Genomic DNA, 21,239 nt, shown 5'->3' with positions numbered 1-21,239 from the left:
GGGTTATGTCTTTTCTTAAAAAGTGGCGGTCATGGATCTGGTGGGTGGGTCTCCCTCTTGGGGTCGGACTTCTTCTCATGTTGCTTGTGGGATTGCTTTTGCCGGTTGTCATTCCCTTCCTTGCCTCAGTAGACCTTGGGTTTGCTGGTATTGTCTTTGGCATGAACATTCGGAATTCAAGGTTGGTCGCATTCCTGTTGGGATGGGGCATTACCTTATTCATTATGTTCATTCGCCATTGGGACCGGCGTCATCTTGCCCACACTCAGACAATGTATGCAGATTACCTGCAAAACCAGCGCGATAACCGTCGCAACTTTATGCGTAGACTCGACCATGAGATCAAGAATCCGCTTACGGGTTTGCGAGCCGCGTTGGTCAACCTCAAAGAGGAGAAAACGGACGAGGAGCGTCAACGTGCGGTGGGGAATGCGAATCGTGCTGTCGAACGTCTTATCCGATTGTTGACAGACCTGCGTAAGTTATCTGAACTTGAGGAACGTGCCATCGAACGGTATGCGGTGGACGTCCCTGAATTATTGGATGATGTGGTGACAGCCGCACGTGTCAACCCGGCATATGAGGGACGTGAGATCAATTTGTTGATACCGAAAGTTCCTTCACCGTTCCCTGCCATCACCGGCGACCGTGATTTGTTGCTATTGGCCGTATATAACCTTGTTGAAAATGCACTCAAGTTCACTTTAGATAAAGATTCGATTGAAGTCCGTGCCTTGGAAGATGGGCGATCCATTGTCATTGAAGTGGCAGATACGGGAGCGGGCATTGCTCCTGAAGATCTGGGAAGCATTTTTGATGAGTTGTATCGTGGCTCGAATGCACGTGGCACAGAGGGGAGTGGGTTGGGGCTGGCATTGGTAAATCGCATAGCCGCTTTGCATGGTGGTGGCCTTGGGGTTCGTTCCAGTCAAATTGACCCGCGTGGGACAGTTTTTACATTGAGGTTGCCCAGACGGTAACTGTGAATATGCCCTAAATGGCATTAAATAGGCGTGTTTTTCCATAAATTAGGGGAATCAAGGATGTTTTCACAATTTAACTTCTAAGGGATGTTACAGAACTGTAACATCCCTGCGACAGGCTTGTAACAGCGGGGGAATATGATTAGGGTATGAAACCTACACAGAACTCATTGATTAATTCTGCACAACACGGCGATATGGATGCGTTCAATACGCTCGTGTTGAACCATCAAGATATGTTGTATCGCATTGCCTTACGGATCGTACACGATGAAGACATTGCACAGGATGCCTTGCAGGAAGCGATGATTCATGCGTTTCGCCATATCCAGTCATTCCGTGGTGGAAATTTCAAAAGCTGGCTTGCACGTGTAACCGTCAACGCCAGTTACGATGAATTACGGCGTGGTAGAAGGCACAGCGGAACCCCGCTTGAGGTATTCACAAGCGAAGGGGAAGAGGTGGAGTCCCCGGATTGGATGCGGGACCCAGCTACAGGCCCAGAGGCAAGAGCCGAAGCATCTGAGTTGCGAAGCGCACTGCATCAGTGTATCAAATCCCTCATGCCGGATTATCGTCTGATGGTCATCCTTGTGGATATGGAAGGCATGTCATATGAGGAAGCCGCGTACGTTGCGCATGTGCCTGTAGGGACGGTGAAGAGTCGCCTTGCGCGCGCGCGAATGCAGATACGAAAGTCTATGCATTCATATCGAAGCTTGTTACCAGCCTTTTACCAAATGGATATGATGCCCTCGGTTTCATGATATATACTTTGAACGATAAAACGCGTAGAACTTTTGGCTTCTACGCGTTTTTGTTTTGATGGCTATAATTTAAATACAAACCATCTTATTGTTTAGGAGATTCCCATGAAACGCTGGCACGGTTCCTGTATTGGTGCTTTTCTTGTTTTATTGGTGGGAGGAAGCTCATTGCTGTTCTTTGTCCCGTTTGGCGGTGCGATGATCGCGGCGATGCCGCCCGTGTTCGATAAGTTGACAGCCTATGTGCTTTGCCCCGATGCTACAGACTATTCTTATAACGATTACGGGTTTGGTCAACCAACTACATCCAGCCCCAATGGCGGGACCGGTCACTACACCGAATTGACTTGCACGTATAAAGACGGCTCACAGGAGGTTCATCCGAATGAAGAGGTTGGGTTGAAAGGCTTGGGCGCTGCGTTCGCTGTCTCTGGTGTTTGCGGCGGGCTGGTTGTGTTGGTATTGATGATCCTTGCCGCAATCATTGGAGCGAGGTTGGTGAAGCCGAAAGCGGCATAAAAGCTGGGATTGGATAGGATTTGGCAGTAATACCTGATCGTAGTTCCGCATCTCATGTGCGGAGGAACGAATGAAAATTGTAAAAAGAGTCTTATTGGGTATTCTTGTTTTGGTTGGCGGTTTTGTGCTGTTTCTGGCGGGCTCCATCGCCGTGGACGGGCTGGTTGGTGGCGGGCGCATTGCCCAAGTGACCAATACCACCATCCCCGGTGTGAACGGCGGACCGGATATCCGTGCCTATGTGGCGAAGCCTGAAGGAGACGGTCCTTTCCCCACGGTCATCATGATCCACGAATTCTTCGGCTTGAACGAATCCATCGTCAGCAAGGCGGACTTGCTCGCGCAGGAAGGCTATCTCGTCGTTGCGCCGGATACCTTCCGCGGTTCGACCACAGCATGGATTCCGCGCGCGATCTATCAGGTGATCACGACCAAGCCCGAAGCTGTCAACGCGGATTTGGATTCGGTCTACACGTGGCTGGAGTCGCAGTCAGATGTGGCTCAGGATCGGGTGGGTGTGGCAGGCTTCTGTTACGGAGGACGCGCATCCCTGTTGTACAGTCTGCATAACAATAAACTTGCGGCAACGGTGGTCTTCTACGGCTCATCCGAGACCGATCCTGCTGTGCTGAAGAATTTGCCGGGTCCTGTGCTGGGAATTTTCGGCGGCGCGGATCAGTCCATTCCGTTGACCGAAGTGGACGCCTTCGAAAAAGGACTGGATGTGGCGGGCATTCCGAATCAGATCACTGTGTATGACGGTCAGCCGCATGCATTTGTGCAGGATGCCAAGGGGATCCAATCGGGCGGCGCGCAGGCGGAGGCGTGGAATGAGATGCTCGTGTTCCTGGAACAGAGTCTCAAAAGCGGGTCGTCATTGAACGGTGCAAGCGTCGCGGCGGATTACCGCGCTCCCTTTGCCTGGAAATATTATGCCATTTTGGTGTATGAGCACGCCTTTGGGACGGCGAGCCATATGCATTAGTCCTCCCTACAAAAAGGCTTCCGAGATTTGAACGTCTCGGAAGCCTTGTCTATTCTCTATTCTCCACTCTCTATCCATCCAATATCTTGAACAATATCTCCATATGCTTTGCCGCTTTTTGAACGGTCATCAATGGCTCGACGGTGCCATCCAGATAGTCAAGGAAGTGCGTTATGATCGCGAGACTGTCATCAGGATCATTGTTTAGATCAACCGCGAAGGTTTCCTTGCGTGGTTCGTCGTTTTCAGTGGTAAAGAATTCCACCACATTTGAATCCCAGCGAAAGTGTTGAAAGCGCAAACCACCTTTGGTGCCGTAGATCCGCGTTTCATTTGGATTTTCGTTGTGCACGCCCCCACCGTTCTCGTAGTAATACGTGAGGCCGGTATCGAACTCCATCCATGCCGCGCCATGCTGTTCGACATCGCTAAACGCCACATGTTTGCTCATATCACGCAGGTCGTTACGAGTAAAACTTCGTAACGATTTCAATTGCGGCACATCATCCAATAATCCCAAATGGAACGACAGGTCATATACACCACGGTCTGCGATCGGACCGCCTCCCGCAAGTTTCTTATTCATTGCCCAGGCGCCGTTTGGGTTGTATTCGATAAATGTAGTACGTGACAGACATATCTGATGGATATGATAAATTGTACCGAGTTTTCCACTCTCGATCATCTCTTTTACGATCTTGAACTTTCGTCCCAGCCTTGTGTGACGACAGGACGCTTCCAACACCTTTAGGGCTGGTGCATCCTCAACAGCTTTGACCATACGCTGAAGGCTTTCCCTCGACTCAGCAATCGGCTTTTCCAACAAAACATGTTTGCCCGCCTTGAGTGATTCTTCCAATTGCTCCGCGTGAACGAATGGGGGAGATGCGATGACCACTGCATCCACGGCGGGATCGTTCAACACATCGTGATAATTCGTTGACCACTTCTCTACACCAAATTCTTCTGCCGCAGACTTGGTCGTCCCTTCGCTAGCGCTGTTGACCCAGGTAATGTTCGCGCGTTCATCTTTCTGCAAAGCGTGCATCAATATTTTGCCGTACATCCCTGCACCGATAATTCCGAGGTTGTATTTTGTCATATCTGCTCCGATTGGAAACTCTGTAATTGGTTTAGATCTTTTATGTATTATATGGCTTCATTTCCAATCCAGGGACACAGGTCTGGCTGATTTGCCTTACAATCGATGCAGAGGAAAACTATGCAGGCATTCATCAAACAACCAGAACGTATTCCGCTTATTCTTAAATTCGGCATTTGGGTATCAGAAAAAATCACAGGTAAGACCATGCTCCCTGCACGGATATTGGCATGGTATCCCAAAGCCGCGATTGGATCAGGCGTCATGGAAGCGCTGGTCGCACATGAAGACGGACAGATGACCCAGCGTATGCTTAAACTCATCCGCATGACGGCTTCATATGCGGCGGCTTGTCCATTTTGCGTGGATATGAATTCGTATGAATATCGTGATGTAGGGATCACAGACGAAGAAGCAGAATCTCTGCGGGGCGATTTTGAGAAGGTGGGTAGTTTTTCAGAACGCGAAAGGCTTGCAATTGAATACACACGCGTAATCTCTCAAACACCCTTGAAGTTTTATCCTGATCTGGTTGAACGAGTGAAATCTGCATTTACCGAGCGTGAGTTCGTGATCCTTGCCAGTACTGCGGCGCAGGTTAATTATTGGGCGCGCTTGATACAGGCATTGGGTATTCCGCCTGCAGGGTTCGGAGAGTAAGCATATAAAAATACGGCCAAGTTCTCCAGGAACTCGGCCGTATTTTTATTTACCATTTCGTTGTTACTCCATTTGGGTTTCAACCAAAACAGCGCGGACAACTCTGCGGAAGAGATAGGAGTCACTTAATGGATTGTATGTTTGGCAGGTGATGAGGGTCAGATAGGAGTGTCCCTCGAGATGTTCGAGTGCAGATTTCGTGCTTGATGGGGTAACCATATTTGAATCACGTACTTCAAAGATGTATTTTTCGCCGTACATGTGGACGATGATTTTGTCGCCATGTTTGAGGTTCTTGATGTTGGCGAAAGGACCGTTCTTGCCGTTTGAATCGGTGACATGGGCCGTGATGACCGAGTTGCCTTCCCAACTGGGGAATGCCGTGCCATTGAGCCAACCTGCGGATTGTCCGAGCCAGTCCACGTTCCAGCCGTTGGAGGATTGAGGCACACCAACAATATCGGTCTTTATATTCAAAGATGGGATCTCCAGCCAGATATTGCCAAGATTGTTGTAAGTGAGGTTGGCAGGTTGAGCTGGAAGGGATGTAATGCGATTCGGAGCGAAACCGGTTTTAGGTAAGGAAGAAGCGGCGGGCTGGATTGTGAAGTTGATTTGCGAATCACTTAATCCACCGTTGAGTTCCAATCCGATCAGATCATACACGGAAGTTGTGCCGCACACGAAGAGTCGATATATGCCTTTTGGAAGCGGGGTGCCGCCATTGATATTTAGCGTGGCGGTGTAGGCTCCACCGTTGTAAGTTACGCTGTTGACCGTGATCTGGGTGTCATCACTACCCCGTCCACCTTGACAGGATTTGGTATCGAAAAAATCATTCGCACCCTGCTCTACCAGCAGGTAATTGGCGGCGTTGTTAGCGGCGTTACTGCTGCCATCGCTGAGAGCTGCTTTGTTATATGTAACAGTAATTTGTGCAACTGATTGGCGGATGCTGTTATTGGATGGCTGGCTGGAAAGGACTGTAAGGGGAGTATCGTCACCGGTGTATTCGAAGGCACCGACATCACATCCCGTGCCCTGTGGACGAGACACACCGCGTTGATCTTTATCATTAACGGGCGCATTGGTGCAGGTAGTATTGTTGCCCGCGTCAATGGCGGGGCTGCTTGCGAGCAGGGCATGCGTTTGGGTGGGACCGCCATTATTTGCCAGCGGACCGAGATTGGGGTCGCCGCTTAGGAGAGGCGAACAGCTATTGTCTTCCACTAGGTTATTGGTGTCTGTTCCGATTGTGTTCGCGTTGGCGCAGTCGCCACCACTCGTGGAATTGGCAATGATGGTGTTTGCGAAATTCAACATACCGAAGTTGTTGATACCGCCGCCGATGTTAGCGGAGTTGCCCGAGATAGTGCTGTTCGTCACGGTTGTTGTGCCAGAGTTGTTATCGATGCCACCGCCACTATTGGAAACGGAATTGCTCGAGATGGTGCTGTTCGTCACGGTCAGCGTTCCCGCGTTGACGATGCCGCCACCGAAGATAGCGGAGTTGCCCGAGATGGTGCTGTTCGTCACGGTTGTTATGCCGTTGAGGTTCCTGATGCCGCCGCCGACGAAGCCAGCGGAATTGCCCGAGATGGTGCTGTTCGTCACGGTTGTTGTGCCTACGTTGTTATAAATGCCGCCGCCCGAGGATGCGTTAGCGGAGTTGCCCGAGATGGTGCTGTTCGTCATGGCCAGCATTCCTATATTGTAGATGCCGCCGCCGTCAATGTCACCGGAGTTGCCCGAGATGGTGCTTTTCGTCACGGCCAGCGTTCCCGCGTTGACGATGCCGCCGCCGACGATAGCGGAGTTGCCCGAGATGGTGCTGTTTGTCAATGCCAAAGTGCCTGCAGTGTATATTCCGCCGCCGTTATTGGCACTTGTTGGACATGTTACGCTGCATCGTCCGTTGCGTATTGTCAGGCCATTAAGAGTCAGGTTGCCGGTGCTTGCTACTTCAAAGATGCGATTTGTGGCAACATTGGGGTTTGCATTCGCCTGAATGGTAGTGTTTGTTTCGCCATTACCATTGATAGTGATCGTCGTTGTAACTACCGGGAGTTGACTACCAGAAAGTGTGATGGTGTAGTTTCCCGCAAAACTGATCGTGTCCGCGCCTGCACCTGCGACACAGTCACCGTTGGTTGTGTCACTGTTACTGTTGGCGTTATTGATCGCTTCACGCAGGGTGCAGAGACCGTCGCCTGCGGTTGTGTTGTCCGTATTAGTGTTTACAACAAGGCTTGCCGCATACACAGGCTGAACTTTGATCCATGCCAGCATAAGCGCGGTGATGGTGATGATCTTGATGGTTTTGATGAATGTTCCCATTGTGTTTTTCCCGTCATTTTTACAAACAGATCTACTTATTCACATTCCCTATAACGAAGACAAGTGGAACATTGTTCCACTTGTCTTCAATTTTTTCATAACCTTGCTGTTGGAGCAAGGATGAACATCATTTGTTTTGTGTTACACAGGCATGGCCCATCAACACACAATCATTTTCCCAACTTCTTCTTAAACTCCGTCGTCAACGCAGGGACGATCTTGAACAGGTCGCCGACCACGCCGTAGCGTGCCTGTGTGAAGATGGGAGCATCAGCGTCTTTGTTGATTGCCACAATGACCTTGGCATTCCTCATCCCAACGAGATGTTGAATTGCGCCAGAGATGCCACAGGCGATGTAGAGATCTGGCGTGACGACTTTGCCTGTTTGCCCGACTTGATGTGAGTAGGGGATGTATCCGCCATCGACAGCCGCACGGGAGGCACCGACTGCACCGTTGAGTACGTTGGCGAGTTCGCCGATGAGTGTAAAGCCTTGATGGGCGCGCCAGATCTCAGCTTCTTTTTCGTCCATGCCAGCGGGCGGAACGAGAGAAGGATTATTTGAAACACCGCGTCCGCCAGAGACGATGACACCTGCGTCGCCAAGGTTGACTGCGCTTTCAGATTGAGCGTAACCCTCGACAGTTGTCAACGCATCAGATTTCACTTCGACTTTTGTAGCTGTGCCTGATTTGCTTGAATCAGGTTCGGGTTTGGGGAAGGCACGGGGACGAATCGTTGCCATGACAGGTTTGCCAGAGCAGATGGATTTCTCCATCACTTTGCCTTCGTAGATGGGACGAGTTGCAATCAACGAGTCGCCGTTCTTTTCGAGACCTGTGATGTCGGTCAACACGCCTGTGGACAAGTCCACGGCAGACATGGCGGCAAGCTCACGGGTTCGAGCCGTTGTCGGAAACAGGATCAGGTCGGGCGTCGAAGAAGAAGCGAGCGCCGAGAGTGTGGATGCATACGGTTCAGCGCGATAATCTTCCAGCGAAGGATCATTCGCGACGAAGACTTCATCGGCGCCATGTTCAAATGCGGCTTTTGCAATCGCATCCACGTTCACACCAAACACAACCGCGCTCACCGAGCCCAAACTTTTTCCAAGCCCAAGCGCCTCCCACGAAGCAGGCTGAACCTCACCCTTGAAGTGGTCAATGTAGACAAGCGTTTTCATAGCACTTTCTCCGCAAGGATTTTTTCAACGAGCGTTTCGGCGATGGCTTCGGGTGTGTCGCCTGTGATGATCTCGACCGCGGTTTTGCGTTCGGGCGGGTTGGCGAGTTCTGCCCGTTTGATGATCGTCGCTGGAGCATCAATGCCGAGATCGCTCAACGTCCATGTGGGGATGTTCGCCTTCGACGCTTTGCGGATGCCCATGAACGATGGGTAGCGCGGCTCGCCAATGCTTTGGACGACGCTTACGACGACAGGTAATTTTGCGCTGACGTTTTGTCTGCCCTCTTCAATGACTCTTTCAACATGCACGCTTCCATCCTGGACTTTGATCTGCCCAGCCAACCCAAGCATTCCCCACCCGAGGACTCTTGCCGTTTGCGCGGGTGTGATACCTGCGCCGTTGTCGAGTGTCTGACGTCCGAACACGACCATGTATACGCCACCGATTTTTTGGATCGCCGAGGCAAGGACTCGCGCCGCGCCGACCGTATCGAGTTCATTCAATGCAGGGTCTGAAACAAGGATAGCTTCATCCGCGCCCATGGCGAGCGCGTGCTTGAGCGCATCCTTTGCGGACTCGGGTCCGATGCACAAGGCAGTGACCGTGCTTCCGTCATTGGCTTCCTTCTGCTGAAGCGCGCCTTCAACCGCATACTCGTCGAACGGGTTGATAACCAGCGGCGCCTCCCCCCATGTGACTTGTCCGTTATCGGCTCTAACCTTCGCCTCCGAGTCTGGGACTTGTTTGATGCATGCGATGATTTTCAAAGTGAACTCCTTGATAGGTTTATTCAACAACTATTGTTCTTTGCGTAAATTATTTGCTTTCAAGAATTTTACCGCTTTGAGCATCTACCCAATAATGAATTTGATTATTGTCGTCTTTGAAATAAGTAACTTCCCAAACAGACTCGATTCTGTATTTTTCATTGTCAAAAGTTAACTGTAATAACGGAGTTTCTTCTAATTGTCCAAATGCCGTCTTTGCTAAATTCCAAGTCAATTTTATTGCGGCTTCTGGGTCTACAAGAACGTGATTAAGTTTTTCAAGATTTTCACTTGGCGGTAAATTCCCGTTGGGAATATCAAGTGCTGATTTGTAACCCCATAGATTCATGTCGTCAAAAAACATTGATTTTGTTGGATAGTTCGTTTTATTAGCTGTAGTTTCTGTTTTTGTAGAAACATAATAGACAGCGTAGTTCGTTTTCCCTATAATTTCCCCGTTATTTACTTTTGGAGATGCCATTAAATAATCTAAACGATATTCTGTCATCCAAGACCCTGAGTTTTTCACAACAAATTCCTGGATTGTTTTCCAATCTGCAGGCTCACAATCTAAAATTGAACACCTGTCTTTTACCCAAAAATTGCCAACTATAAAAATTAAAGATGCTAAAAATGGGATTAGAGTGGAGCGCATCCTTCGCCAAGAAATAGTAGGCCTAGCGTTTATAAGGTTGGGTTTGTCCATGTTTATCTCTGTATAGATATATTCATTTCATATGCAATAGGTTGTTTTATATTTTTATCCAACTTAAAATTACCAACGTATCCGCTACGAGGACTGCCACAATTCCAATCACGCTAAAAATCTTTTGCCAGAGAATCCAACTCTGCTTGTTTTCCAGCCGCTTGAGGAAGAAGTCCTTGAAAGGGTAGGGCGTCCGCTCATTGGTGAGGCTGTTATATAGGTCGTGGTAGTACGAGTCCGTTTTGAACCAGAGTTTGTACGAGTTCGAGAGGAACAACAAGCTGAAAAGCAAGAAGACGATAACGAATCCAAGAGTTGGTTGAACCATGACTTTTATTTCACCACGACTATCATGATCATAAATAAGGCATACACTATTCCGCCAGCGAGTGCAACGAAATTTGCGACGCCATTCAGACTCGGGTTTACGCCGCGCATGAAGAAGCTGATCGCGAGCAGAAGCCACGTCAGTGCGTGACCCCAGCGGATGATGAAAAAGCGAAAGCCAGGAACAGCTGGCATCTTCGTGTGAGGTCCCACATAGACCCAGACAATCGAAAGGATGATGGCGAGTACCGCCCAAAGAAACCACGGGAGATTGAGAAAGCCTTTGATCATATTATTGAATACTTGTCTTGTTTAGGATCTTGCCTGTCTTCAAATCCACGTCACAAGCGTGGCCGCTGAGAGTGTAGGTGGAAAGCGTTAGACCATCTTCGTTGAATCGCACGCGTGAGTAAAGAGTGTAAGCGTCGGGTTTCTCAGCGCGCCAAGTGATCCTCCCATCGGAAGCAACACAATATAAATTAGACTCGCCACGCGGGAAGTTCATCGAGTCTTCCAGCACAACCGTCCCATGCGTCGTCTGAATCGATTTGTCAATTTTTGTGTGAAGGGGTTTGATGTCCATTATTCACCTTGCCAGAATGCTTCATCGTAGGCAGGCGCTTCGCAACGTAACGGTTTGTCTGTCCGCTCGCCCAAAGCGTATCCAGCCTGGATCAAAGTCTGCACTTCTGAACTGCCTTCGTAGATCATCGCGCCTTTTGAGTTGCGCATGTAGCGTTCTACATCGTACTCATCACTGAACCCATATGCGCCGTGAATTTGTATCGCTTCGGTCGCCGCACTGAACGATGCTTCCGTGGCGAACTTCTTCGCGAAAGATGTCTCGCGTGTGCAACGTTTGCCCTCGTTCTTCAACCATCCCACTTGATAGTAGAGCAACTTTGCAATCTCATAATCCTGTGACATCTTCGCGATCTTCTCTTGAATGAGTTGATGTTCGGCGATTGGCTTGCCAAATGTCGTGCGCGTCTTTGCATATTTCACGCTTGCTTCCAGTGAAGCACGGATGATGCCTGTCGTACCTGAAGCCACGGTATACCGTCCGTGGTCGAAGCCAGCCATTGTGATCTTGAATCCTTCGCCCTCTTCGCCGAGTCTGTTTGCAACGGGTACCTTCACATCGGTGAACGAGATCCAACCTGTTGCGCCCGCACGTACACCGAGCTTGCCATGCAGGTCGCCAGTCTTCACACCGTCACTGTGCAAATCTACGATGAAGGAGGTGAGTGCAGAAGAAGGCTTGGACGAGGATGGATCAGTTTTGACGGTAACAAGCGCGAGGTCCGCTTTTGAGGCGAGGGAGATCCACATCTTTTCGCCGTTCAGGATGTAGTAGTCCCCATCCCGCTTTGCGTTTGTCCGCATTGCCGCCACATCTGATCCCATGCCTGATTCGGTGAAGGCGCCGCATCCGATCTTTTGTCCGCTTGCCAACGGCTTCAAAAATTTTTCTTTCTGTTCCTCGGTGCCCCACTGAAAAATGCTCATCGCACTCAAGCCCGTATGCACAGACATCGCCACGCGCAACGACGTATCCATTGCTTCAAGTTCCTCGCACGCCAGCCCCCACGCGAGATAATCCATGCCCTGCCCGCCATAACGAACTGGGAAGGGGAGCCCTAGAATGCCAAGCTCGCCCATACGTTTGAGCGCAAAGGGAATCGGCTCCTGCTTGCGGTCGTGCTCTTTGATCACAGGCGCGATCTCTTTTTGGACAAAGTCGCGCACCATTTTTTGTGCCATTTGATGTTCGGGGGATAGGGAAAAGTTCATTGTTAACCTCGTTTTTTTCATTATACCTTGCGGATGCTTCGCTTCTTTCCCAACCGACGGATGTTTCTGGTTAATGATCTTTATCTCCCCGTGATATTTTCCTCGTTAAATAAAAAACGCCCGACGCTGATTTCTTCAGCATCGGGCTAGGGGATGGGATACGAGTCATCTCTCATGATTTTCTCTCGACACCCATATTGCTCAACTCGTCTGAATTGATGTTCGAGACGAGCAAGTCCGCGCCAGCGATGACGGCGAACACGAGCAAGCAGATTACGATAGCAACAACAAACATGGGGCGCCTCCTTTCTTAACAGTGATGTACCTATTTAACCGTTTCTCCATTGAAAAGTTATATCCCCTAACAGTACTGTTATTGATTTGCAAGCAATGGAGTTTTCAAGCCTGCAAGGGATAACTACAAGACGTAGAAAAACATTTTTTGTTCCATTTATTTAATACGATTTTATGACAATAAAGTTGCAGAAAGGTGTACTCAGTGTGTGAGTCTTGTGAAGTTGTGCTCAGGTTGACAAAACTACTCTTTGAGATAAAATTCACCCCGCAGTAAATAAAGCCGAAGTGGCGGAATTGGCAGACGCGCTACGTTCAGGGCGTAGTGAGAGCAATCTCATGAGGGTTCAAGTCCCTCCTTCGGCACACAGCCCGCTGAAAAGCGGGTATTTTTATTAATATGTCAGGTTATCATGCGGTCGCGTCTTATTCAGATTTTACGGATTGTTTTATTTATTGGGTTGGTGGGGAGTTTTTTATTTTTTGTTCCAATGCAAAAGATCATTGATGCCATTCGAAGTGCTTCCCCGTATTACTTCTGGATGGCGTATTTACTAGGGTTTCCTGCCAGTTACCTGGGGGCCGTCCGTTTATGGATGTTAACTCGAAAACAAAGTATACAAATCTCCCCGCTTAAATTGATGGAGATCAATTATGTTATTCGGTTTTATTCCTTTTTCTCGCCAGCATCCGCTGTAGGGAGTCTTATGCGCTGGTATAAGCTTTCTGGTAACGGGAAATCTGCCGAAGCGTTAACAGCGGTCGCAGTGAATCGTTTATTCGATATCTTTATCGTCATTATCTTTGGTGTGTTCTTTATTTTTGGCGAAGTGGATACGGCTATTCTGGTACAACCTGGCTGGATTTTCCTTTTTCTGGCCGTTACCATACTTTTATGGTTGTTTATCACACGTTACAGCCATCCGGTCTTGTTATGGATCCGGGATGTGACAGAAAACAATCATCGGAATTGGTTAAGGAAGATTGGCGTTTATATGGAGCGCCTTTCGGCATCCCTTTTGATTTACTCTAAACTAAATATCCGTGAGCTTCTTTTTATGATCGGTATGGGGGTGGCCGGTGAACTCGTTGGCGTATTGAGCTTTTATTACCTCGCTCTCTCCATGAACCTGCCAATCCAGCTTACAAGCTTGGGTTGGATGCGCTCTGTTTTCTTTTTGACTTCTCTTGCCCCTTTCACTTTGTTCGGCGGTATTGGACTACGTGAAGTAAGTATTGTTTGGGTTATGACCGCAATTGGCGTCCACGCAGATTTGGCTGTGGCTTTTTCATTTCTCGTATATGCGCGTTCGGTTCTTACTAGTTTGACGGGTGGCCTGATAGAATTATTCACACTTCATAAAGTATGAACAACCCTGTGGCCATTATGAACCCTGATCGAAGAACCGTTTCTGTAATTATTCCTACACTTGGGCGTGAGACTATCCGATACTGTTTAGATGCCCTTGAAAGACAATTTCGCCCGCCTTTTGAATCCGTGGGTGATTTTCTAATATTTTGGCTAGGGGAGAAGATACAAGGCTTTGGCTTTTTTTATGGGCTGCGGTTTTTACGCCTATGAAAATTTGTTTGCTAAGCGTTGAAATATTTGCCTGGGGAAAATACGGAGGATTTGGGCGGTCAACGCGCATGCTTGGACGTGAACTCGTAAAGCGTGGTCATGAAGTGACGGCCATTGTTCCGCGTCGTATGGGGCAACAACCTGTTGAAGTGCTCGATGGCATTCAAGTCATCGGATTTGAACCCCGCAAACCTTTCTCCGCTCTCAGTCTTATTCGCTCAGTGGATGCCGATATTTATCACTCACAGGAACCATCTTTAAGTACATATCTTGCACAACGTGCCATGCCGCATCGAAAGCACGTTGTCACTTGCCGTGATACACGCAATCTGCATGATTGGTGGATCGAGTTCATGTATCCATCGTTGAACCATTCACAAGTTCTTTTTAATTTCCTGTATGAAGATAATATTTTCGTCCATAAGGCTATTCAAAGAGCAGATCGTTGTTTTGTAGCCGCCAAAATGTTGGCACCTAAAGCGCGTAAAAAATATATGCTCTCGAGTGATCCAGAGTTTTTGCCATCTCCGATTCCATTTCCTGAAAACGTTCGAAAATCAGAGACTCCATTGGTTTGTTTTGTGGGGCGGTTGGATAGGAGAAAACGTCCCGAGATATTTTTTGATTTAGCGAAACAATTCCCAGATGTCCAGTTTGAGGCGATAGGAGAGGGGAGAGATGCTGTTTGGGTGCAAAAATTGAAGTCTAAGTATGTGCATCTATCCAATCTGAAACTTCGTGGGTTTGTAGATCAGTTTTCTGAAAATGGGGTGTCTGATTTGCTTGGTAAAAGTTGGGTGCTGGTGAACACATCGGCCCGTGAAAGCTTGCCTACAACTTTCATTGAGGCTGCTGCACATGGATGTGCAATTTTGAGCGAAATTGACCCGGATAAATTTGCATCTGACTTTGGGCATCATATTACTGATGGTGATTATGAAGGAGGTCTACAAATTTTGTTACGCGATTCCAATTGGCAGAACATGGGAGATGCGGGTATGGAACATGTACGATCAACGTTTTCACTGGAAATATCCCTGCAAAAACACATTGATATATACAGGAGTTTGATTTCATTATGACGTGTATTATTGTGTCAACCAACCACCGACACGTTTTACATGGGGAAGTTTCAGGTTGGTTATATGTGATTGATTTGGAAACCCATCAAATTCTTCAAGCCACGGCAGGTATTGAGCCGCCGTATCGTATACGTGATACTAATCCGCGCGGCGGGATGCGCGGGATGCGCGGTATGAGTTTTAATAATGGAGAATTTGCAATTGCAAATTACTCCACCGTTTTTTTCTTTGACCATCATTGGAATTTGGTTAGAGCCATTACTCATCCTTCTGTCTCGGCCATACACGAAATTATGTATGTTGATGACGGTGTTTGGATTACATCAACTGCAAATGATCTATTGGCGAAGTTTGATCTTTCCGGTGCATTGAAAGACTGTTACTTAGTCCGCGAACAAAAAAAAATGTTGAAATCCTTAGACGGGATTACGAAACAAAAGCTCCATTCCAGAGATATCCTTAATCCTAAAACTGACTTCCGTCGTCGCCCGTATTTCAACTCTGATGTGTACGATCGAACTCACCTTAACAGTATTGTAGCCGGCCCGCATGGCGATCTTTTATTATCTCTGGGATTGATTGTCGGGAATCAATTCTCGTGGCTGATGACCGTGAAAACACTAATGCTCAAATTGAAGATATGGGATTTCTTCCTGACGTTAAACCGTATGCTCAGATATGTTCTTCGTCTTAGGAAACAATTGCATAGCGAGTTGATTGTTCCACCAGCGAAGAGCAAATCAGCTGTGGTTAGATTCAATCAGAGTGATACATGGGAAATTGTGCTCAAGTTCACAACAGCGCACAATCCAAGCCATTCTATCTGTTCTTTGCATGACGGTTCCTTCATCTACTTGGATACATCATCAGGGATTGTGATACATTTCAGCCAGGATGGTAATGTTTTTTCGAGTACGCAGATTACGGAGAAATTTCTTAGGGGCGCTCTTGAATTACCTGATGGTAGACTGGCTCTTGGAGCTAGCAATACTTTGTTGATATTTAACTTGGCAAATCAGAAGATTGTTGATGCCATTGAGTTATCCACAGAACCATCTAACACGATTTTTGATATTAAACTTTTTCCTTCGGGATTTGACTTGCCTCCTGATAACTTGGAAACAGCAACTGGGCGCATGTTAGGGTTTGATGGCGAGAAGATTATTTGGGAGGGTAATACCAGTGCGAATTCTGGTTCTCATTCATGAATATCCTCCCATCGGTGGTGGGGGTGGACATGTTGCACAGGATGTTGCTCGTGGACTTGTAAAACTTGGTCACGAGGTTTGTGTACTTGCACCTCACATGAAGAATTTACCATTACAAAGCGTCGATGAAGGCGTTCGGCTTATCCGTATTCCTTCGTTTCGGCGAAAAGCATTTGTTGGTGACATGCTTGCGATGAGCGGGTATCTGTTTATTGGTTTTTTTGTGAGTCTGTGGCTTATATTTCGTTTTCAACCGCAGATTATCCATGTGCATTTTGCTGTTCCTGCGGGGCTCCTTGCGTGGGCACTGTCTAAATTGACGGGTAGGCCTTATGTTTTGACAAGTCACTTGGGGGATGTGCCTGGTGGTGTCCCAGAGAAGACAGATCGCTGGTTTGGATGGATTTATCCCTTTACCCCTCGTATCTGGCAGGATGCGGCGGCTGTTACCGCCATAAGTGACTTTACGCGTTATTTAGCCTTGTCTCATTACCCGGTGGAAGTCAATGTCATTCACAATGGGATCGAAATAGAACGATCACATAAAGAGAATATCAAAGTCAATAAGCCACCACAGATCGTATTTGCGGGCAGGTTTGTGCACCAGAAGAATCCTGTTTTAATTCCTCAAGTCCTTTATGCTTTGCGTGAACTTGATTGGCATTGTGTAATGATCGGAGATGGGGAATTCCATACTGAGACGATGCAAGAGATCGCCTTGTTGGGTTTACAAGATCGTTTTACCTTGCCTGGTTGGATGTCGACCGATGCTGTAATGAAAATTATGAAAGATAGCGATATTTTATTGATGCCATCTCTTACAGAAGGTATCCCGCTGACTGGGTTGCAGGCACTTGCAAATGGATTGGCAATCGTTTCCAGCCGTGTAGGCGGCATGTTGGATCTTGTTGAAGATCGTGTGAATGGTTTTTTACATGTTCCCTATGATGTACAGGGTTTTATCGAAAGTATGAGAAGCCTATTGACTGACCCTGTGCTATTGATGAACACTAGAAAAGCAAGTTTTGAACATTCACGTAAATTCGATTTGTCTTATGTTATTCAGGAGTATGAGCGGATTTTGATAAGTGCTTTGACTGAAGAAAGGTAAAATACGAGTGAAACGGATTATCTTATGGGGTGCTTGGTACGGAAGTGAAAATATTGGCGACCAGGCGTTGCTTCTTTCGATCACGGATCTATTGGGGGGAGAGATCGAAAAAGTTGAGTTTATTGTGATTACAGATAATCCGTCAAATTTGTTGGCGTATACGGCAAGAGCTTCGGCTCATACTTTTCTACCGCTTTATACTCGAAAGCAATTCTTTGAGATCATAAAGGTCTTCATAAAGGCTGATATGTTTATTTTTGGCGGGGGCGTCCCTTTTTACGATGATACATTCCATTCCATAGTCATTGTTGTATTCGTGACGTTATCGATGATATTCAGTGTTCCATGTGTTCTGTGGTCTGTTTCCAGCCAAAGGATCAAGTCCACGTTTACAAGGTTGGTTTTACGATACTTGATGTCTTATGCATCTGTTGTGACTTACCGGGACGGGCATACCCGTCAATTGCTCCGGGAGTGTGGATGGGATGACGCCAGCCAGCAAATGGCGGCTGACTCAGCTTTTACATTACGTTCAAATGATGGGCAACACGCGAGAGAACTTTTGCAACGGGCGGGGTGGAATTCGGGAATATCTCGCCCATTAGTTGCCTTAACCCCTCGCACATTGCGAGGAAGTGACGGGGAGGCCCATACGCATTATTCTCCAAAGTCATCTTCGGATAGCCACAAGGAAGTTGATGTTTTTGCCGCTGTATTGGATTGGCTTTGGGAGAATGGGTGTCAGCCTATATTTGTCCCTATGAATACAGTTGCACCGGATGACGACCGTTTGGCCTTTCATGAGATCATTGGAAAGGCCAAATTTGGTAGCTTTGCTCTTTTGGTTGATGAGCAGATTTATCCAAGAGATGCCGCAAATGTGTATAGCTATTGCGAGGCAGCCTTTGTTGCCCGTGTACATGGAGCTGTGATGGCGTTTTTAGGCCGTTGTCCTGTTTTAATGTATGCATTTGACCTAAAACATGGCGGAATCATGGAACAAATGGGTTTTGCAAGGCATATTTTTGACCCTGCCATGGATGCGCCCGAAGTCGCGATCGAGATGATGGAAAATATGCTCCGATCGCGTGTGGAGTTAATCGCTCAAATTGAGAAAAAGGCTGGGGAATTGCAGAAGCAGGCTAAGGTCCCGTTGGAGGCGGTTTTACGTCTTCTGCATAGGTAAATAGCGCGGTATAATTAGAGAAAATCAGGCATGTCCTTTCATTAGTTAAGACGCGGAGTCACAGAATCTCGTTCTTCGTGTCTTTTTTATGCCGAAATCCCATTTAGAGAGAAAATAATGGCCGAAGAAAACATCCAAGCTGGAAACATCCAACAGGTTGACATTGATGCCCAGATGCGCGACGCGTATCTCGATTATGCGATGAGCGTAATTGTGGCGCGTGCTCTGCCCGATGCACGCGATGGGTTGAAACCTGTCCATCGTCGTATTTTATATGCCATGCATGATATGGGTATTCGTTCGAATACGGCATACAAGAAATCTGCTCGTATTGTGGGTGAGGTGTTGGGTAAATATCACCCACACGGCGATTCGGCTGTGTATGAGACGATGGCACGTATGGCGCAGGATTTTTCCCTGCGGTATATGTTGGTGGATGGCCAGGGTAACTTCGGTTCGGTTGACGGTGATGCGCCTGCGGCGATGCGTTATACCGAGGCCCGTCTTCAGAAGTTGGCGGAGGAGATCCTTGCCGACCTTGAGAAGGATACCGTGGATTTCGGGCCAAACTTTGACGAGTCACTTGAAGAACCGCTGGTTATGCCGTCACGTGTGCCGAATATGCTTCTCAATGGAGCTTCGGGTATTGCGGTGGGTATGGCTACGAATATCCCGCCTCATAATCTTCGTGAATTGACAAGTGCCGTTATTTTCTTGATCGATAATTACGAGCGCATGGACGATGTTGCGCTCGATGAGTTGATGAAATACGTTACTGCCCCAGACTTTCCGACGGGCGGTATTATCGTTGGCCGTGAGGGGATCGAGTCCGCTTATGCCACAGGTAGGGGACGCCTTGTTGTACGTGGTGTGGCGCATATTGAAGAAGTAAAGTCTGGTAGGCACAATATTGTCGTTACAGAAATCCCGTATCAGGTGAACAAAGCGACCTTGATCGAGCGGATTGCCGAACTGGTGCGTGATGACAAGATTGACCAGATCTCAGATATGCGCGATGAATCGGATCGTCGTGGTATGAGTATTGTGATCGAGCTTAAACGCGGTGCGCAACCGAAGAAGGTGCTCAATCAACTTTACAAGTATACGAACTTGCAGACCACATTTGGCGTGCAAATGCTCGCACTTGTGGATGGCGAACCGCGTACCCTGCCTCTCAAACGTGCTTTGCAGATCTTTATTGAACACCGTCAGACGGTCATTGTTCGGCGCACAAATTTTGATTTGGCAAAGGCACGAGCACGTCAGCATATCCTTGACGGGTATTTGATCGCGCTGACAAACTTGGATGCGGTCATCAAAACGATCCGTGAATCGCAGGATGCAGACGTTGCGAAGGCTAACCTTGTTAAGCGATTTAAGTTGAGTGAGTTGCAGGCGCAGGCGATTTTGGACATGCAATTACGTCGTCTTGCGGCGTTGGAACGCTGGAAGATCGAAGAGGAACACAAACAGGTTACAGAGCAGATCGCGTATTTTGAAGACCTTCTTGCTCATCCGAAAAAGATCCTTTCGCTCATTCAAGATGATATGCGCGAGCTTGCTGATAAATATGGTGATGATCGCCGTACTCGCATTGCTGGTGATGCGACCGAAAACCTCAGTGAAGCGGACCTGGTGCAAGATGAAGCGGTGTTGATCAGTCTCACAGAACGTGGCTACATCAAACGTGTTGCGGCTGCAGCTTTCAGGTCACAGAGCCGAGGCGGACGTGGTGTAAAGGGGCATGAGACGAAGGATGAAGATGAAATAGTAGCACTCATCCCAGCTCGTAGCCTTGATTCGATGTTGTTCTTCTCGGATAAAGGGAAAGTCTATTCAGAGAAGGTGTATCAGATCCCAGATGCAGATCGAACCGCGAAAGGTATCCCGCTTGTCAACATTCTTGCACTTGACCCAAGTGAGCGTGTCACGGCCGCGATAGCTGTCTCGAATTTCTCTGCCCATGGATATTGTATGCTTGCGACCACGCGCGGCAAGGTCAAACGTGTGGCGATTGATGAATTCGCCTCTGTTCGACCTTCGGGCTTGATCGCTATGAATTTGGATGAAGGCGACCAACTGGGTTGGGCACGTGTGACCAGCGGCAAGGACGAAGTGATCTTCGTGACCGAAAACGGACAGGCTCTACGCTTCAGCGAAGATAAAGTCCGTTCGATGGGGAGGCAGGCCGCGGGTGTACAGGCGATCCGCTTGAAAAAGGATGATTTGGTTACGGGCGTGGATGTTATCGAAAAAGATGGTTCACTCCTCGTTATAACGTCCACAGGTTATGGAAAGCAAACCCCACTCAAGGAATATTCTCCCAAGGGACGCGCTACTGGCGGTATTTCAACCATCGACCAGAAGGCTTTGAAAGAGATCGGGAAGATCGTAGCGGCACGTGTTGTACAGCCAGATGATGATTTGACGATCATGACGGCAAATGGCGTTGCGATCCGCATCAAGAATAAAACGGTCAAACAAGCTGGGCGTGCCACAAAAGGTGTACATCTGATCAAGCCACAACCGGGTGATAGTGTGGCCTCTGTAGCTCGCATCTCCGCAGAGGATTTGAAGAAGGCTGGCGCGGAGATCTCCCCTGACGAAAAGACTGAACCGCAACCCCAGTTGATATAAAAGAA

General features: G+C 48.1%; 20 protein-coding genes and 1 tRNA gene. 12 read left to right on the top strand and 9 right to left on the bottom strand.

Features of this window, described 5'->3' with window-relative positions; translation table 11 throughout:
* Positions 1-5: 5 nt before the first annotated feature.
* The 4 genes from IPP66_00690 (at position 6) to IPP66_00675 (ending at position 3,254) form a co-directional block, all read left to right on the top strand.
* Complete coding sequence (locus IPP66_00690; GenBank protein MBK9923781.1) at positions 6-980, top strand: HAMP domain-containing histidine kinase; 975 nt, start codon at positions 6-8, stop codon at positions 978-980.
* A 152-nt stretch (positions 981-1,132) separates the two neighbouring features.
* On the top strand, positions 1,133-1,750 hold the full coding sequence (locus IPP66_00685; protein MBK9923780.1) for a sigma-70 family RNA polymerase sigma factor: 618 nt from the start codon (positions 1,133-1,135) through the stop codon (positions 1,748-1,750).
* A gap of 105 nt (positions 1,751-1,855) precedes the next feature.
* The gene (locus tag IPP66_00680; protein MBK9923779.1) at positions 1,856-2,269 is read left to right on the top strand and encodes a hypothetical protein; all 414 of its coding nucleotides are present in this window, start codon (positions 1,856-1,858) and stop codon (positions 2,267-2,269) included.
* Between the two features lie 70 nt (positions 2,270-2,339).
* Entirely contained in the window at positions 2,340-3,254 is a 915-nt protein-coding gene (locus IPP66_00675) for a dienelactone hydrolase family protein (GenBank protein MBK9923778.1), read from the top strand.
* A 70-nt stretch (positions 3,255-3,324) separates the two neighbouring features.
* Here IPP66_00675 and IPP66_00670 read toward each other — a convergent pair whose 3' ends face one another.
* Positions 3,325-4,356, bottom strand: coding sequence for a Gfo/Idh/MocA family oxidoreductase (locus IPP66_00670; protein MBK9923777.1), 1,032 nt, complete (start codon positions 4,354-4,356; stop codon positions 3,325-3,327).
* Positions 4,357-4,461: 105 nt separating this feature from the next.
* Here IPP66_00670 and IPP66_00665 point away from each other — a divergent pair, with 105 nt between their 5' ends.
* Positions 4,462-5,016: a carboxymuconolactone decarboxylase family protein gene (locus IPP66_00665; GenBank protein ID MBK9923776.1), complete on the top strand. Its 555-nt coding sequence runs from the start codon at positions 4,462-4,464 to the stop codon at positions 5,014-5,016.
* 63 nt (positions 5,017-5,079) lie between these two features.
* Here IPP66_00665 and IPP66_00660 read toward each other — a convergent pair whose 3' ends face one another.
* From IPP66_00660 to IPP66_00625, 8 genes are all read right to left on the bottom strand, one after another.
* Positions 5,080-7,353 (bottom strand): sortase, encoded by a 2,274-nt coding sequence (locus IPP66_00660; protein MBK9923775.1) that lies wholly within the window; start codon positions 7,351-7,353, stop codon positions 5,080-5,082.
* Positions 7,354-7,523: 170 nt separating this feature from the next.
* The gene (locus tag IPP66_00655; GenBank protein MBK9923774.1) at positions 7,524-8,537 is read right to left on the bottom strand and encodes an electron transfer flavoprotein subunit alpha/FixB family protein; all 1,014 of its coding nucleotides are present in this window, start codon (positions 8,535-8,537) and stop codon (positions 7,524-7,526) included.
* Complete coding sequence (locus IPP66_00650) at positions 8,534-9,307, bottom strand: electron transfer flavoprotein subunit beta/FixA family protein (protein ID MBK9923773.1); 774 nt, start codon at positions 9,305-9,307, stop codon at positions 8,534-8,536. The genes IPP66_00655 and IPP66_00650 overlap by 4 nt, the downstream gene beginning before the upstream one ends.
* A gap of 49 nt (positions 9,308-9,356) precedes the next feature.
* Entirely contained in the window at positions 9,357-10,013 is a 657-nt protein-coding gene (locus IPP66_00645; protein MBK9923772.1) for a PepSY domain-containing protein, read from the bottom strand.
* 46 nt (positions 10,014-10,059) lie between these two features.
* The gene (locus tag IPP66_00640; GenBank protein ID MBK9923771.1) at positions 10,060-10,341 is read right to left on the bottom strand and encodes a hypothetical protein; all 282 of its coding nucleotides are present in this window, start codon (positions 10,339-10,341) and stop codon (positions 10,060-10,062) included.
* A gap of 5 nt (positions 10,342-10,346) precedes the next feature.
* Positions 10,347-10,631 carry a hypothetical protein gene (locus IPP66_00635; protein ID MBK9923770.1) on the bottom strand — a complete coding sequence of 95 codons (285 nt, stop codon included), beginning with the start codon at positions 10,629-10,631 and terminating at the stop codon, positions 10,347-10,349.
* A 1-nt stretch (position 10,632) separates the two neighbouring features.
* The gene (locus IPP66_00630) at positions 10,633-10,923 is read right to left on the bottom strand and encodes a hypothetical protein (GenBank protein ID MBK9923769.1); all 291 of its coding nucleotides are present in this window, start codon (positions 10,921-10,923) and stop codon (positions 10,633-10,635) included.
* The gene (locus IPP66_00625; GenBank protein MBK9923768.1) at positions 10,923-12,134 is read right to left on the bottom strand and encodes an acyl-CoA dehydrogenase family protein; all 1,212 of its coding nucleotides are present in this window, start codon (positions 12,132-12,134) and stop codon (positions 10,923-10,925) included. The genes IPP66_00630 and IPP66_00625 overlap by 1 nt, the downstream gene beginning before the upstream one ends.
* Before the next feature lie 576 nt (positions 12,135-12,710).
* Between IPP66_00625 and IPP66_00620 the strand changes: the two genes are divergently transcribed.
* The 7 genes from IPP66_00620 to gyrA all read left to right on the top strand — a co-directional run bounded on the left by IPP66_00620 (position 12,711) and on the right by gyrA (position 21,234).
* A tRNA-Leu gene (locus IPP66_00620) sits at positions 12,711-12,794 on the top strand.
* Positions 12,795-12,841: 47 nt separating this feature from the next.
* Complete coding sequence (locus tag IPP66_00615; protein ID MBK9923767.1) at positions 12,842-13,798, top strand: flippase-like domain-containing protein; 957 nt, start codon at positions 12,842-12,844, stop codon at positions 13,796-13,798.
* 148 nt (positions 13,799-13,946) lie between these two features.
* On the top strand, positions 13,947-15,092 hold the full coding sequence (locus IPP66_00610) for a glycosyltransferase family 4 protein (GenBank protein ID MBK9923766.1): 1,146 nt from the start codon (positions 13,947-13,949) through the stop codon (positions 15,090-15,092).
* Entirely contained in the window at positions 15,089-16,300 is a 1,212-nt protein-coding gene (locus IPP66_00605) for a hypothetical protein (GenBank protein ID MBK9923765.1), read from the top strand. The genes IPP66_00610 and IPP66_00605 overlap by 4 nt, the downstream gene beginning before the upstream one ends.
* Positions 16,275-17,411, top strand: a complete 1,137-nt coding sequence (locus tag IPP66_00600; GenBank protein ID MBK9923764.1) for a glycosyltransferase family 4 protein — start codon at positions 16,275-16,277, stop codon at positions 17,409-17,411. Before IPP66_00605 ends, IPP66_00600 begins: the two co-directional genes overlap by 26 nt.
* A 7-nt stretch (positions 17,412-17,418) precedes the next feature.
* The gene (locus IPP66_00595; protein MBK9923763.1) at positions 17,419-18,597 is read left to right on the top strand and encodes a polysaccharide pyruvyl transferase family protein; all 1,179 of its coding nucleotides are present in this window, start codon (positions 17,419-17,421) and stop codon (positions 18,595-18,597) included.
* A 132-nt stretch (positions 18,598-18,729) separates the two neighbouring features.
* Positions 18,730-21,234, top strand: a complete 2,505-nt coding sequence (gene gyrA / locus IPP66_00590; protein MBK9923762.1) for a DNA gyrase subunit A — start codon at positions 18,730-18,732, stop codon at positions 21,232-21,234.
* The last annotated feature ends 5 nt before the right edge of the window (positions 21,235-21,239 follow it).

This window comes from Candidatus Defluviilinea proxima (assembly GCA_016721115.1).
GTDB classification, from domain to species: Bacteria; Chloroflexota; Anaerolineae; order Anaerolineales; family Villigracilaceae; genus Defluviilinea; species Defluviilinea proxima.
Note: the sequence above shows the minus strand (reverse complement) of the source record. Positions and strands in the feature narration are given on the sequence as shown.

Bases quoted from the DNA above. Each gene is read 5' to 3' on its own strand.
- IPP66_00690 (MBK9923781.1), top strand. From the start codon at position 6: ATGTCTTTTCTTAAAAAGTGGCGGTCATGGATCTGGTGGGTGGGTCTC.
- IPP66_00680 (MBK9923779.1), top strand. From the start codon at position 1,856: ATGAAACGCTGGCACGGTTCCTGTATTGGTGCTTTTCTTGTTTTATTG.
- IPP66_00630 (MBK9923769.1), bottom strand. From the start codon at position 10,923: ATGGACATCAAACCCCTTCACACAAAAATTGACAAATCGATTCAGACG.
- IPP66_00660 (MBK9923775.1), bottom strand. From the start codon at position 7,353: ATGGGAACATTCATCAAAACCATCAAGATCATCACCATCACCGCGCTT.
- IPP66_00635 (MBK9923770.1), bottom strand. From the start codon at position 10,631: ATGATCAAAGGCTTTCTCAATCTCCCGTGGTTTCTTTGGGCGGTACTC.
- IPP66_00675 (MBK9923778.1), top strand. From the start codon at position 2,340: ATGAAAATTGTAAAAAGAGTCTTATTGGGTATTCTTGTTTTGGTTGGC.
- IPP66_00665 (MBK9923776.1), top strand. From the start codon at position 4,462: ATGCAGAGGAAAACTATGCAGGCATTCATCAAACAACCAGAACGTATT.
- IPP66_00685 (MBK9923780.1), top strand. From the start codon at position 1,133: ATGAAACCTACACAGAACTCATTGATTAATTCTGCACAACACGGCGAT.
- IPP66_00625 (MBK9923768.1), bottom strand. From the start codon at position 12,134: ATGAACTTTTCCCTATCCCCCGAACATCAAATGGCACAAAAAATGGTG.
- IPP66_00655 (MBK9923774.1), bottom strand. From the start codon at position 8,537: ATGAAAACGCTTGTCTACATTGACCACTTCAAGGGTGAGGTTCAGCCT.
- IPP66_00670 (MBK9923777.1), bottom strand. From the start codon at position 4,356: ATGACAAAATACAACCTCGGAATTATCGGTGCAGGGATGTACGGCAAA.
- IPP66_00640 (MBK9923771.1), bottom strand. From the start codon at position 10,341: ATGGTTCAACCAACTCTTGGATTCGTTATCGTCTTCTTGCTTTTCAGC.
- IPP66_00645 (MBK9923772.1), bottom strand. From the start codon at position 10,013: ATGGACAAACCCAACCTTATAAACGCTAGGCCTACTATTTCTTGGCGA.
- IPP66_00605 (MBK9923765.1), top strand. From the start codon at position 15,089: ATGACGTGTATTATTGTGTCAACCAACCACCGACACGTTTTACATGGG.
- IPP66_00615 (MBK9923767.1), top strand. From the start codon at position 12,842: ATGCGGTCGCGTCTTATTCAGATTTTACGGATTGTTTTATTTATTGGG.